Below are 12984 nucleotides of genomic sequence, written 5' to 3' on the forward strand. Positions count from 1 at the left end.
GCCTGACTGACAAAAAATTCAGCTAATTTCCGAAGCTCAATGGGGTTCGCAACAAAACTCACCTCAGCAAGCTCTACTAGCTCTTCCACATTAGAAGCTGTGTAACCATACAGTTTCATTTTCTCACCTAGCTTTAATTAATATGTGACGGGACCTGAAGGCTGACCGCTCATCCATTGATATATGCCGCACATACCAGCATCTCCCTTTGAGCAGGCGTCAGCTGCAACATTCTGTACGAGGTCGTGAATAAATAACGCGTCGCCTACTGTAGATAGACATTCAAGCGCAAAACCTTTCTTCGCAAGAAAATCCAGTACCTTTTTGTTTCGTGTCAGCTTTGACAAGTCTGATCCATGGCTCGCAGTGCCATCTGCATTCATAACCAGCTCTTCAGAACCTTTCGTCTGAATATGCACGTGAGTTTGTTGGCCAGGGACATGCGGGCCATCAATTCGAACTTGGGTATTTGTCCCTGGAATCTGTTGCCATCGACCGGATGCTAATCCTTGAGGATCACCGTTATCAATTGGATCATCGTCTACATAAGCATACGTATTGATCCCTCCTTCCAGCCCAATCGGATCACTCTCAAGATACCGCCCCACCCAGGGAAAGTAATCCCGATATCCATTGTTCCAAAGACTCAACTCCGCATCGTAATACTGGCCAGGGAACCCGATGTTCAACGGCACCGCATTGTCGGTGCCGATCCAGCGCGAAAACGGGGTATTCCCTGCACGCCAGGCGAGGGTCTGGTCGGCGTTGGTCATCGCCTCGGGGCGTCCCACCTGATCGAGGTGGATATCTTCCATCTTCCCGCCATGGGTGCGAGCGATCAGGCGGCCGTTGAGCCATAGATAGTCCACCCACAAGCCACTGTCGTTTTCGGCGATCAGGTGATTATTTTCATCCGGCACGAAATACGTTGTCCTGCCGCTAACCGACTTCATCAACCGCTGTCCGAGCGGATCGATGTAATAAGTATTGCCGAAGGCCGTGGTCATGCGGTTGAAGGGATCGAACTGCCAGCGACTGATTCCGTTGGCGACGGTGCTATTGCCCATGGCGTCGTAGCCGAAGGTGACGCCGCCGGCATTGATCATCCGGTTGCTGCCACTGTCGTAGACGATGTTCATGCTGGTGCCGTTGACCGCCTGCGCAATGCGATTGCCATTGGCGTCGTACTGATACGCTTCGTTTTCAGCGCCACCTTGCACCGATACCAGTCGCGATTGATCGTCGTAGCCGAAGCTTTCAGTGAGGATCGGCGAAATAAAATCCTGCTTTCGGATAATGCGGCTGGCGTTGTCGTAGTAGATGCCATAGGTCAGCACCGCGGGCACGTTGGCGCCGGTGAAGCGGCCGTCGGTGTCGTAAAACAAGGTGGTGGTGAGGCCATTGCTGCCCACCCAGCTCGCCAGCGCGGTGTCCTGTGGCTGATAGGTGATCTGGCTGGCCGCCGTTCTTCCCACGCCGCCGATGTTCAAACTCACCGATGACACCACACCATTGGTGTAGTTGTAGAGCGCCTGGTTGCCGTCCGGATAGACCACCGTGACGACCTGTCCCATCGCGTTGTAAGCGTAGCCCACGGTGTAGCTGGTGCTGCCCACGGTAAACGCTCGGCCGCTGATCCAGCCTTCCGGCGTGTAGCTGTAGCCCACGCTGCCATTGGCATCGGCGGCGGTGCACATGCGGCCCAGGCCGTTGGCGCACGAATCGTAAGTGAAACGTTGCGATTGCCCGCCCGCGCCCAGGACGGTAACGCGGCCGATGGCATCGTAGGTGTACGTGGTCTGCACACCATTGGCGCGGGTCATGCTGGCGCGCCGCCCATTGCCGTCATAGCTATAACTGGTCGTGCCGGTATCCGGGCTGCTTTGTTGCCAGAGATGGCCCAATCCGTCGTAAACATAGCTTGTGACCAAACCGCGCGGGTCGGTAACGCTGGTGACGTGATCGCCGGCATCGTAGGTATAGGTGATCGTCGTGGTCGCCGCCTGAGATACGCCTGCGAACAGGCTCAGTGCAAGCACGGCGGCATGGCGCACGGCGCACATCCTTTTGGCGCGGCCACGTGCATCCGCTCCGTTCAATCGCTTCATGTTTTTTCCCTTCTGCTCGCTCATCCTTGCTGCCTCAGTACACCAGCGAAACCCAGGCGGAGCAGCCCTGGTCATTGCAGGCGCGCACCTGATAGCTGTACTTGAGGTCGTAAGGGTCCCGGCCGCTCTCCACTCGGGTGGTCAACGCCGTGCCGCTGTAGATCGTTACGCCGGTTTGCACACGCAGCACTTCGTAGCGCGTTGCCAAGCTGGAAGTAGCCCAGCTCGCGTCATAGACGTCCGTAAAGGTGCTGGTATCCGGCTTGCCAATGGTCCCGTCCCGGATGACCGCATTGGTCGGCGCCGTTGGCACCAAGGAAACGACAATGCTCGCCGCACTGCTCCATGGGCCGCACCCGGCTGTATTGCAGGCTTGCGCCTGATAGCTGTAGGTGCCGCCGCCCCTGCCGGTGGTGGACCAACTTGTTGCAGCACTCGGCGCCGGCTGTACGGTCGTCCAACCTCCGCCGTTGGCCTGTTCCTGCAAGTTATAAAAAGCGGCGTTGCTGACGTTGCTCCAGCTCACGGTGTACGTGCCGCTGTTGCTGGTGCCCGGCACCGATACGCTTGGCGCGCTGCTGATTGCGCCAACGGCCACGCTGACTGTCACGACGCCGCTCCATGGACCGCAGCCGGTGGTGTTGCAAGCCTGCACGCGATAGCCGTAGTTGTTGTTGGCCTTGCCACTCGCAGACCAGCTCAAGGCTCCGCCGTTCTGCAGCGTATTCCAACCACCGCCGTTGACCTGCTCCTGCAGCACATAGGCGGACGCGGCGCTGATGCTGTTCCAGCTCACCGTATAGGTTCCGCTGGCATTGCTGGCTGGTGCGTTCAAGCCAGGCGCGCTGGACGGGATCGGCGGACTTGCCCCGCCACTTTCGCTGGTTTGCCTTACCCGGTTCAATGCATCGTATTGATGGCTGGTCATGTGGCCCATGGCATCGGTAACCGATAGCACGTTGCCATTGCCGTCATAGGCATAGGTCAGCGATTGACCGTGCTGGCCAAGGCTTTGATAAAGCCTTCCCAATCCGTCGTAGGTGAAGTTTTCAATCAGGCTGGCGGTACTGCCGCGCGTAATGGTGCGCTGCGTGACATCGCCGTTGGCGTTGTATTGGAAGCTCTCGGTGGACGTACCATCTTTGTCGTTGTGAGTGATGGTGCTCACCCGCATTACCTGATCCCGATTCCAGGTGGTGATCTGCCCATCCGGCCCGGAAAGGCTTGCCAGCAATCCAAAACCATCGTAGCCATAGATCCACGTGGCGCTTCCACCGTTGGGATGCGTTGTCTTGGTCGATACCCTGCCGCGTGCATCGTAGGTGTAGTTCACCGTATCGCCATTGGGGCCGGTGACTGCGCCGGGTTCACCCAGCCCGTTGTAGTTGCCGTAGGAAGTCGTTTGACCGAGGCCATTGGTAAATGAAGTGAGATTGCCCAGCCCATCGAAGCGATAGGTATCGGTATCGCTGCCATTGGGCGATGGCTTGGTCACGATCATGGCCTGCACCAGGCCATTGCCATACAACGCGTATTGATAGCTGGTCGTCAGCGTCTGTCCGGCGATGCCGTTCGCGGAAAGATTGGTCACGCTGACGGAAGCAATACGATTTTGCGCGTTATAGGTGTAAGCGGTTTTGCGAACGCCTTCCACCGTCACGCTCAGCAAGCGGTTCAAGGTACCGTTGGGATCCCACACATAGTCGGCCTTGCGCGCCAGCGACGTGCCGGCGGCTTCGGTTTCCGTCTGCAGCTGGCCGTTGGCGGCGTAGTTATAGGTGTGAACGTTGCCGTTGTTGTCGACCGCCTGCGAAAGGTTGCCGTTGCTGTCGTAAGTACGAGAATGGGCAGTGGGGCCGCATGTGCTGGTGCCGCCATCGGCGACGGTGCTCAGCAGCCCGTTCACGCCGGCATAGGTGTTGGTGGTGACGTGTCCGAGCGGGTTAGTGACCGTGGCAACCAGATCGCCGACATTGATATCAGCGGTATCCGTGTTGTAGGTGATCGTGGTTTTGCCTGTGCCGTCCGCGTAAGACGTGCTGATGGCCCAGTCCCAGAACCGGCCGAAAATAGGCGTTCCGTCGCTGTTCTTTCCAACCACGGTTCTGTCGTACGTGGTGAGCGCGTAAGGCTTGCCGTTGTAATCCACCTCGCGAAGCATGACATCGCTCGAAACGAGATCGCTCTGAAGGCCGATGCTGGTGGCCGGGCTGCCGGGGAAATTGATCGAGGTGACGGAGCCGCCCTGCTTGTAGCTCGCAGGAAGTTCAGTACCGATGTAGGAATACGCATTGCCTGCCGGGTCGGTGATGGTAACGGTGGGCGTGCCACCGCTTGGCAGCGTGTAGGAAAAACTGATCGACTGGCCATTGGTATGCGTTACTGAGGTCAGCAACGTGCCGTCGGCGTTGTACGTGAAAATCCAGCCAATGCCAGAGGCATCCACGATCGACAGGATGGCACCCTTTGGAGAATAGACCTGCGTGCTGCCGTCCTCATCCCGCAAGGTGTAACGGCCACTGGCCGGATCGCGTGTCAGCACCTCCACCCCATTACCCATGACGGGGTAAGAGGTGTCGCTTGCGCCGCCCGTGAAGGCCACCATCGAACCATCCGGACGATGCAGGGTTCGCACGTTGCAATCGGTTCCGTAGGTGCAGGTGGAATCCAGCAGGTAGTCGAAAGTCGTGGTCCACTGCGCCACCGCGTTGCCGCTGTTGTAATACAGCGCGAACTTCAAGCCCATTTCGCCAGGCACTTCGAACAACGGGAACGTCTCAACCTTGCTGCCACTGCTGAGAATGACGGGGTCGCCCGCTCGGTCATGGCTGCCACCGTTGGGGTCCTTATTGCAACCGATGGCGGGAGACGTGGTCTGAGGCGAGAACGGTTTCTTCTTTAAATCGGTAAGTATCTTGCCGATCGATGGCATATAGCTGGACGGATTTTGCGGAGGACTATAGGAAGAAAGGCCCGCCGGTCCACCCAGGTCGTCGAATAGATCTTTGTAAGATGCGTGAACGGTGACCCCGGGGTCCTTCCTGACGTCCTGCGCGGCAGCTGCGAACGGCAGTGCAGGCAGCGAAGCCACCACCGTCATCACGCCCCACAGAAAAAGTCGCTGCCGCGCGGAAGACGATGCCCCTCGATCAGCGATAGCCGCTGCCCCCATGACAACACCCCTGGCGCGCACGGAGCGCAGCCCTTCCTTGTTTCCCCTGGACACACACTTCCCCTTTTGATAGCTGCGCTGCACGAGCCTGCGAATGGCATACGAACGACGCGATAGCCCTCCGTGACATGTCATGCACCGATTGGAAACCGGCACAGCTTCCATGGCAACCATGCGGACGATGTAGCGTCGATGGTTAAGACGGTGCGATTGGAAATATCCCTACCGCCGTTACGGAAATTATTGCGTCGTGTGCTTAGCGATATCGCAACGCAATCAGACGGCGCAATTTCCAAACAGGCCAAATGATGTCATTTGATGACAGAAGCAATTTATTCGTAATTTGATGCAACCTTTTATGGCGTAGACGGCACTCACGGCGCGTAAGCGCTTTGTTTCCAATCACGCGATATTGCATAAGACATTTCAAATTTTAGGCATGGCAAAAGCGGAGCCATTAAAAAATGGCACCGTCTCCATCGATGGAACGGTCACCCCATGTAGGGCACGCCGTTTACGGGTCAGGTCGAAACACAACAGCGGTAGGCTGGGATGGCAATCCCAGCGACAACCATGCATGCATCGCTGAACGCAACATTCCTGCGCAGGCTATTTCCCGAACATCGCAAGCCACTGCAGCACCGCATGCGAAAGCTCGATACGCTTATCGGAATACGCATGATCCGTTGCAAAGTGCATGCTGGTTACCTGCGTATCGCCGGCGTGGCGAAGCGCGGTGGCGAAAGCATCGTTTGCGTTCGCCAGGCCGTCATCGGAAGTGACGACCAGCACGGGCCGATCCTTGAGCGCATCGGCCTTGGATGTGAAGGCCCATGTCGCGCCATGATCGGCCAGCTCCTTGGCCAGTCCGTCCGGCGTGCATCCGCTGAGCGGGGCCATGCCTTCTCCGGCCAGGCCCTTGCTCATCTCGTGCAGGGCTTCGGCCGGGGATTTTTTTTCCCTCATCTGTTCGAACATGTTGCCCATGTCGGCCGCGGATATCATCGCGATCCCTTTGACGGCAGAATCGGCGGACGCCGCCTGGACGGCCATGAAGCCGCCCATGCTGTGCCCGATGAGAACGATGCGCGACATGTCCAGCCGCAGTCGCTTGGCGTTCTCGGGTTGGCGCAGATAGGCAAGCACGGCGGCAACATCTTCAATGCCGTGCGAGAACGAGAAGTTTCCGGGCGAGCCCCAGGAGCCGCGATAGTTGAAGTAGACAACATCCCAGCCCGCGCGGCGGATGTCCTGCGCCAGGTCCAGGTTGCGCTCGTTGCCTGGAAAGCCGTGCAGAAGCACCACCACCGGATGCGGCCCGGCGCCCGCTGCGATGTAGACCAGGGCATTCATCTGCGATCCGTGGCTGGGGATCTGCATGCTTTCCATCGAAGCCCGTGCTTCGTTCTGTGACGGCTTGACGATGCTCGTCTTGGCGTTGTCGCCATCCCCAAGCGCACGGGCCGCCCCTGGAGCAAGAGCGGTGAACAGGCCGGCTGCCAACAACATGGATGTCACGCAGTGCTTCATGCAGTCCCCACTAAATGGATAGCTGGTCGAAAGCGAATAGTGCTGGGTTCGCTTTTTTTGCTCAAGGCGAAGCGCCCTTTGAACTCGCAAAAATCTTGCCGACTTCGCGTGCAGACAGCTCAATGGCCTTCGGGCCTGGTCAAGCGCAGCGCAGCGAGCTGGCTTTCGAGCATCGCGATCGAATCCCACGGCAAGATCGGCGCGTTTTGCCTTTCATCCGGCGGATGCGTCGGCAAGCCATCCGACCAGCCACCACAGCCCACCAGCGGCAGCAGCGGGCGATGATGCAGCCATGCCAGGCAGACCTCCGAAATGGTGCCGGCGCGACCGCCGATGACGATGCACGCGTCACCGGCAAGCGCCATCATCAGATTCCTGGCGTCGCCCATGCCACAAGGTATGACCACCGTGGCCGGCCAATCCGCTGCCGGCATATCGGCGTCCGTGATGATGCTGACCACCAACCCGCCAACGGCCTTGGCGCGTTGCGCCGCCACACGGGTTGCTGGACTTCCGCATCCGCTGATCACAGTGATGCCCGAACGAGCGAGCAACTCCCCGGCCTGCCCGGCCAGGTCGTAGGCCTTCGAGCCCGGCTCGGCACTCCCCAGCACGCAAATCTGGGGCTGGCGCATGGCGTTGATCATGTTTGTCCCTGTCGTTGTTGCGGGCAAAAAGAGCTAGCTGATTTTTTTGATTGATCCCCGGCATCGACTCTCATGATAGTCAACTTCATCATCTCCCGGCCTGGGAATCCTCAGCTGGAGGCGGCAGATCACGCTCGTGCACCGCTTCGGCGATCGCCTTCAACGCCCCTTCACTACCTTGGCAAGCGTCGTTGGCCAGCAGCACGAAGCCTTCATGCCGCTTCGGATAGAGCACCACCTGACTGGACATGCCGAAGCTTCCGCCGCCGTGCCAGACGATGGGCTGGCCTCGGTCCTCTGCCAGATTCCAGGCCATGCCCTCGCCATCGTTCGCATCGCCCATCAACAACTGGTGGGATAGGCGAACGATGGGGTTGCCATCGTCCAGTTGCCAGCGGACATATTTCGCCATGTCTTCGGTGGATGCGTAGAGGCCCCACGCCGCACCTGCATTTTGCGGGTGGTACGGCGCGGCGCGGCCATAGCGGTCGTAGCCGACGACCAGAAGCGGCCGCTCGCGGCTGCTCAACGTAAAGCCGGTGGACGTCATGCCCAGCGGTTGCGTGACGTATTGACGCAACAGTTCTTCAAACGGCTCGCCATACTGCTTTTCCAGGCCAAGCCCGATAACCAGAAAACCAGCGTTGGAGTAAGCCTGCGTTTCACCCGGCGCGCTGCGCAGCACGGTGTTATGCAGAGCGGCCAAGAATTGCCCGCGGCCGAAGCCCTGGTTGAGGGCGACCATGCGAGCGTTGAAATCAGGTGCATTCTTGTTCGCAAAAAGGGCATCGGTATCGGGAATGTCGCGCGGCATGCCGGAGTGATGCGTGACCAGCGTGCGCAGGGTAATCGGCTGGCCGTTCCAGGCAAGGTTGCTGTAGTCGCCTGGCAAGTCCTTGCGGAAGTCGCCATCCAGACTCATGCGACCGTCGACGACCGCTTGCGCTGCCAATGTCGCAGTGAATGTCTTGGTAGCCGAGGCCAGCTCGTAGATACGTTTTGGGCTTGGCAGCTCAGCCTTGCCGCGAATTGCATTGCCGTAATCGTAGAAGTGGAAATGACCCGCCTCTACCACCGCCATGGAAACGCCAACGTGGCAGCGATTGCGGAAATATTCGTTGGCTGCTTTGTCGACGGCGATATCCATCGCCGAGCGGCGCGGGTTGTCGCTGGGTGTGCTGCCTGTTGCGGCGTATGCGGAAAGGGCGACCGGCGTGCAAAGCAACACCATGGCCCAACCCAGCCAGCGCATGCTTGTCTTCTCGGGCGATTCACTCCGGGCAATAAGCGAAACCATAACCATTCCTTCAATGGAAGCCGTAATGAGCGCCTATAAAGGCTTGCAAGCAACGTTACGAGAACTTCAGCGTGGACTTACGCCAGCATCGCGGCCAAGGTCGACACGCAAATGACGACGCAGGCGGCAAAGAAGCTGTTGAGCATCAGGGTTTCGAATTTCATGGCGGCTCTCTCTTCGGGAAGTAATAAGGCTTTCGATGGAAGGTTTTGCAAAGTCGGTGCCAACGGCAACATCACCTTGAAAACCGCACAACGGCGCCATTTGCGATGAAAAGAGGCGACAAGCTTCGTTGTCCGCGGACAGTTGTCCGCGCTGTCCGGACGGTGTGCGCGATTGGAGATAGGCCAATGTCGGGCTAATGTGCGGCCCTCAACTTGGGGATCGATATGCGGGCTGGGGAAATCGCCCGGGTCCAGGTTGAACGTGTTTTGCAGTTGTTGTCGATCTTCCCCCTTCCCGTTCGTCAGTGATAAGAACCCACGGCAATCGCGCCGTGGACAACACAAAGGACACGTAATGAGCAAGATGATCTTCGTTAACCTGCCGGTGACCGACTTGAAGAAGTCAAAAGCGTTCTATGAAGCCGTCGGTGCGGTCAACAACCCCGCCTTCAGTGACGATACCGCGGCGTGCATGGTGTTCTCCGACACGATCTGCGCGATGCTTCTCACCCATGACAAGTGGCGCCAATTCACGAACAAACGGATCGTCGATGCGCATGTAGACGCACAGGTATTGCTATGCCTGTCGGCAGACGGCCGCGAGGATGTGTCCAGCATGGTCGACAAGGCGAGCGCTGCCGGCGGCAAGGCAGATCCCACGCCCGTGCAGGACTTTGGCTTCATGTACGGCCGCAGCTTCGAGGATCCGGACGGCCATATCTGGGAAGTGATGTGGATGGATCCCAGCGCGATTCCGCCGCACGGCTGAGTGGCCGGTTAGACAAATCGGGATCGGAGACGAATGTCGCTTACTTGTGCGCATGGCGTTGTAGCTCCACGCCCTGCGACAGTGATGTGCCCCTCCCCTACCGCCTAATCAGCTTCGAATCTCAGCTTGCCGGACTGTGTCCCCTCCCCTACGTGTCGTAGGGGAGGGTTAGGGTGGGGTGAAGCAATCTAGCTGCGCCCCCCCCCAACCGCCGTGAACGTGATCGTCAACGGCCACCGCGGCCCCCTTGAAGTAAGCTAGGCCTCGCTCCAATGGGGAGCAAAGGAAACAGAAAGGGGGAATTTATGCATCCGCATCCGATCTTTGGACTCGTCGCCGCCGTGCTGGCCGTGATTCCCGCCTGGAAGATCGTCTCGAAAGCCGGCTACAACGGCGCTTGGTCATTGCTGATCTTCGTGCCGCTGGTCAATATCATCATGATGTATGTGTTTGCGTTCAATCAGTGGCCAACGGAAAAGTCGCGCGCGCCCTGACCGCGAACGCAAAATGCCTGGATAACCCCCATGGCCGCTATTCCCGCGAACGGGAACCCATCTCGCCGATCGGCGACGGGAAACTTGCAGCTATTTCTTTCAACGCTGGCTCAGCCCCTCGAGCGCATGCCCCTGGCGTACAGAAGCACCGGCAAGACGGCCAGGCAAAGCATGGCGAAGACCAACGACAAACGTATCAGCAGCCGATTGGCCGCATGGACGGTGCCACTCATGCTCTGCGATGGGTTATCGGCACGATAGGTAACCGGAATCACGGTTACGCCTGGCACCATCGTGTCGCAGCGGGCGTCAAAGAAACCACTTTCTCCGGTGTAAGCCTGCCCATCTACCTCGTAGCGATAGGTATATCCATCGGCTTTCGTCCCGCAATTTCGCACAGCAACCACGGTTGCTTTCGAGACCACGCTTGCATGAGTAAATGGCGAGACGTTAGCCATCCACATAATCAGCAAGAAGACGTTCAACAGTCCCCACAAGCATAGAAACTTTGAGCGATGCGTTACGTACCAATCGCGAAAGCCGTCGAGCCAACCCATCTTTTTCACCCCTGTTTGCGATGGAAGCAACCTCGGTGCCCAGAAGGCAGCCTGGCCCGGAAGCCGCTGCTTTGTCGCTGAAGCCGTGAAGCATCAAGCATGCCATACGGTGCCGAAAACCACCGCCGGATCGTCTCCGCCAAGACATTCATGGGCTAGGCCCTGTTTACACTATTTGCGTGGCCCGCGCTGGGAGCTGTTTGCCCGCAAGACAAGAAAGAGCGAAGGAGTGTACGTCGGTACACGACTTAAGTGATGACGCACGATGGCGGGCAAACAGACCCTAAAACTGCTTCCACTGCGTGAATTGCGCGCATACTTGGCACGCCTCGTCCGCCCGGGCAGCAGGGGATCAAATTCCACGTGCAGTGCAGCAGCCCTGGAGGAACTTCGTATGAAGAACGTCAGCCCTTTCCTGGCAATCACCATTGCGGCCTTTTGCGCGTCCGCCGTTCCCGCCGCGGACAAAAAAGACACCACTATCGTTCGGGACTACACCGATATCGTGGCGCCTGCTGATCAGGCGGCCTACGAAGCGGGCATAAAGCGCTTCAATCAATGCCTGGCCCAGCACGGCTACAAGTTCGCATGGACGGCGTGGCTGCACGAAACCGGCGATACGTATACCTATTCCTATACGACCGATCCGGTTGCGTGGGAAAGCTTCGATGTCATGCACGCCCAGGGAGCCGCGTGCGATGCGGCCCTCAGAACCGAAGTCAACCCGCACCTGAAAAGCGAAACGAGTGCGTTCATCCAAATCATGCCGGAACTGAGCCATATGCCAAGCACTGTGGGATTAGGCACCGGCTACATCGAAGTCACCAACTTCAAATTGAAACCAGGCCATGAGGCTTCTGAAGCCTTCACCACTGCGGCAAAAAAAATCACCGCGGCGGCCGAAAAATCCAAATGGCCCTATTACTACTCGATCGGCATGATTCGCGACGGCGGCGACGGCGCACCCGACTTTGTGCTGGTCAGTCCGGCAAAAAGCTGGGCCGAACTGGAGAAGGATGCCGACCCATCCGTCTGGCAGATGGTCGAAAACGTGTATGGCAAGGAAGCCGGCAAAGCCATTCGGAAATCCGTGAACGATGCAATGCAGAGCGTCACTTCGCACGTGGATAGTTATAGCGAGAGTTTGACGTACAAGCCGTCTGGAAAGTGATTCTCGAATCATGCGGGCGGCCCGCTATGCGGGCCGCTTGTGTACGGAATTCCATCGCTGCGGCCAGAGCATGGAAGACTGCCTTACCCGGCGTGGTAAGCGGCTGCAGATGCGGCGCTCAGGCGATCCAGCCATTCCTCGGTCAACGCTTCGAACAGACTCGCCTGCTCGATCGCCAGTCCATGTCCAGCCCCATCCAAAACGGCAAAAGTTCCGCGCGGATAGTTCTGCAGCAGCTTCCACTGATCGCGGTAACCGACATCGCTGTCCTGATGTCCGGTCAGGATCAATACCGGCTTTGTAAAGGGCGAAGGGAGGTTGTCGACGTCGAACGACAAGGCGTAGTGCTGTGAGAGCTTCTCCAGCGCCGGCTGGTTTGCCCTGCGAATGCCGGGAAGCAGCTCGTCGCGGAAACGCTTCCAGACCGATTCCGTTTGCACCACGAAGTTGGGGGTGAACGCTTCTGCATCGGCGCGGCTCAAGGAGGCGAGCCATGCATCGTCTTTCGCCACGACCGTACGTTGGGGCAAGTCCCTCTTGGAACGCTCGGCGACGGCCACGGGGCAGATTAGCGACATGCCATCGATGACATCGGCCTTGCGTGCAAGCACCCCGCGCGCCAGATAACCGCCGTAAGACTGCCCGACGAGGGCGAAACGCTCTGCGGGAATCATCGCGTCGATGAACGCCAATACGAATTCCAACATCTTGTCCGAACTGACGATCGCATCCGATGCCGGCGTTCTGCCCATGCCAGGCAGGTCGAAATAGATTCGGCGCCATCCCGTCCTACGTGCGAAGACTGGCTCCATATCACCCATTAGCGAATGGCTATCGACGACGAATCCATGGATCATGATCATCGGCTTGCCGGAACCGTAAATCTCGTAGTGGACCGGCACGCCTTTCACCGTAATTTGCCCTTCCTTCACGGGACGATTCGGGTTCGGGCGATTGAGCGAGTCCTGGCGCGCCTGCGCCGGATTGCTACGAACAAGCGGGGACACCGCAGCCGCCAAAGCGGCCAACATCAACCTGCGACGCGAAGGGGACACGGCCGCTCTCCAGGTATTTG

General features: G+C 58.5%; 11 protein-coding genes. 3 read left to right on the forward strand and 8 right to left on the reverse strand.

Going from position 1 to position 12984, the window contains the following annotated elements; all coding sequences use genetic code 11:
- Positions 1 to 137 precede the first annotated feature (137 nt).
- The 6 genes from ACTHNE_RS20020 to ACTHNE_RS20045 form a co-directional block, all read right to left on the reverse strand.
- Positions 138 to 2132 (reverse strand): RHS repeat-associated core domain-containing protein, encoded by a 1995-nt coding sequence (locus ACTHNE_RS20020; protein WP_324938990.1) that lies wholly within the window; start codon positions 2130 to 2132, stop codon positions 138 to 140.
- 10 nt (positions 2133 to 2142) lie between these two features.
- Complete coding sequence (locus ACTHNE_RS20025) at positions 2143 to 5280, reverse strand: DUF6531 domain-containing protein (RefSeq protein ID WP_440270138.1); 3138 nt, start codon at positions 5278 to 5280, stop codon at positions 2143 to 2145.
- A gap of 609 nt (positions 5281 to 5889) precedes the next feature.
- A complete protein-coding gene (locus ACTHNE_RS20030) occupies positions 5890 to 6789 on the reverse strand; it encodes an alpha/beta hydrolase family protein (protein ID WP_440270147.1) in 900 nt (299 codons plus the stop codon).
- 140 nt (positions 6790 to 6929) lie between these two features.
- On the reverse strand, positions 6930 to 7445 hold the full coding sequence (locus ACTHNE_RS20035) for a Rossmann fold nucleotide-binding protein (RefSeq protein ID WP_440270139.1): 516 nt from the start codon (positions 7443 to 7445) through the stop codon (positions 6930 to 6932).
- Between the two features lie 100 nt (positions 7446 to 7545).
- Entirely contained in the window at positions 7546 to 8604 is a 1059-nt protein-coding gene (locus ACTHNE_RS20040) for a serine hydrolase domain-containing protein (protein ID WP_440270140.1), read from the reverse strand.
- 227 nt (positions 8605 to 8831) lie between these two features.
- Positions 8832 to 8981: a hypothetical protein gene (locus tag ACTHNE_RS20045; RefSeq protein ID WP_440270141.1), complete on the reverse strand. Its 150-nt coding sequence runs from the start codon at positions 8979 to 8981 to the stop codon at positions 8832 to 8834.
- Between the two features lie 292 nt (positions 8982 to 9273).
- Here ACTHNE_RS20045 and ACTHNE_RS20050 point away from each other — a divergent pair, with 292 nt between their 5' ends.
- Together ACTHNE_RS20050 and ACTHNE_RS20055 are read left to right on the forward strand one after the other, a co-directional pair.
- Positions 9274 to 9687 (forward strand): VOC family protein, encoded by a 414-nt coding sequence (locus ACTHNE_RS20050; RefSeq protein ID WP_440270142.1) that lies wholly within the window; start codon positions 9274 to 9276, stop codon positions 9685 to 9687.
- Between the two features lie 305 nt (positions 9688 to 9992).
- Positions 9993 to 10181: a hypothetical protein gene (locus tag ACTHNE_RS20055; protein WP_440270143.1), complete on the forward strand. Its 189-nt coding sequence runs from the start codon at positions 9993 to 9995 to the stop codon at positions 10179 to 10181.
- A 110-nt stretch (positions 10182 to 10291) separates the two neighbouring features.
- Here the strand turns inward: ACTHNE_RS20055 and ACTHNE_RS20060 are convergent, their stop codons facing one another.
- On the reverse strand, positions 10292 to 10738 hold the full coding sequence (locus ACTHNE_RS20060; protein ID WP_440270144.1) for a hypothetical protein: 447 nt from the start codon (positions 10736 to 10738) through the stop codon (positions 10292 to 10294).
- A gap of 394 nt (positions 10739 to 11132) precedes the next feature.
- Here ACTHNE_RS20060 and ACTHNE_RS20065 point away from each other — a divergent pair, with 394 nt between their 5' ends.
- The gene (locus tag ACTHNE_RS20065; protein ID WP_440270145.1) at positions 11133 to 11909 is read left to right on the forward strand and encodes a hypothetical protein; all 777 of its coding nucleotides are present in this window, start codon (positions 11133 to 11135) and stop codon (positions 11907 to 11909) included.
- Positions 11910 to 11992: 83 nt separating this feature from the next.
- Here the strand turns inward: ACTHNE_RS20065 and ACTHNE_RS20070 are convergent.
- Positions 11993 to 12984 (reverse strand): alpha/beta fold hydrolase (locus ACTHNE_RS20070; protein ID WP_440270146.1); only part of this gene is annotated, 992 nt, incomplete at its 5' end.

The sequence above is a fragment of the Dyella sp. genome (assembly GCF_051954575.1).
Classification (GTDB): Bacteria; Pseudomonadota; Gammaproteobacteria; order Xanthomonadales; family Rhodanobacteraceae; genus Dyella_B.

What these genes read in the sequence shown, in the direction of transcription:
- ACTHNE_RS20060 (WP_440270144.1), bottom strand. Translation starts at nt 10,738, where the DNA reads ATGGGTTGGCTCGACGGCTTTCGCGATTGGTACGTAACGCATCGCTCA.
- ACTHNE_RS20035 (WP_440270139.1), bottom strand. Translation starts at nt 7,445, where the DNA reads ATGCGCCAGCCCCAGATTTGCGTGCTGGGGAGTGCCGAGCCGGGCTCG.
- ACTHNE_RS20050 (WP_440270142.1), top strand. Translation starts at nt 9,274, where the DNA reads ATGAGCAAGATGATCTTCGTTAACCTGCCGGTGACCGACTTGAAGAAG.
- ACTHNE_RS20065 (WP_440270145.1), top strand. Translation starts at nt 11,133, where the DNA reads ATGAAGAACGTCAGCCCTTTCCTGGCAATCACCATTGCGGCCTTTTGC.
- ACTHNE_RS20055 (WP_440270143.1), top strand. Translation starts at nt 9,993, where the DNA reads ATGCATCCGCATCCGATCTTTGGACTCGTCGCCGCCGTGCTGGCCGTG.
- ACTHNE_RS20030 (WP_440270147.1), bottom strand. Translation starts at nt 6,789, where the DNA reads ATGTTGTTGGCAGCCGGCCTGTTCACCGCTCTTGCTCCAGGGGCGGCC.
- ACTHNE_RS20040 (WP_440270140.1), bottom strand. Translation starts at nt 8,604, where the DNA reads ATGGATATCGCCGTCGACAAAGCAGCCAACGAATATTTCCGCAATCGC.
- ACTHNE_RS20020 (WP_324938990.1), bottom strand. Translation starts at nt 2,132, where the DNA reads ATGAGCGAGCAGAAGGGAAAAAACATGAAGCGATTGAACGGAGCGGAT.
- ACTHNE_RS20025 (WP_440270138.1), bottom strand. Translation starts at nt 5,280, where the DNA reads ATGGGGGCAGCGGCTATCGCTGATCGAGGGGCATCGTCTTCCGCGCGG.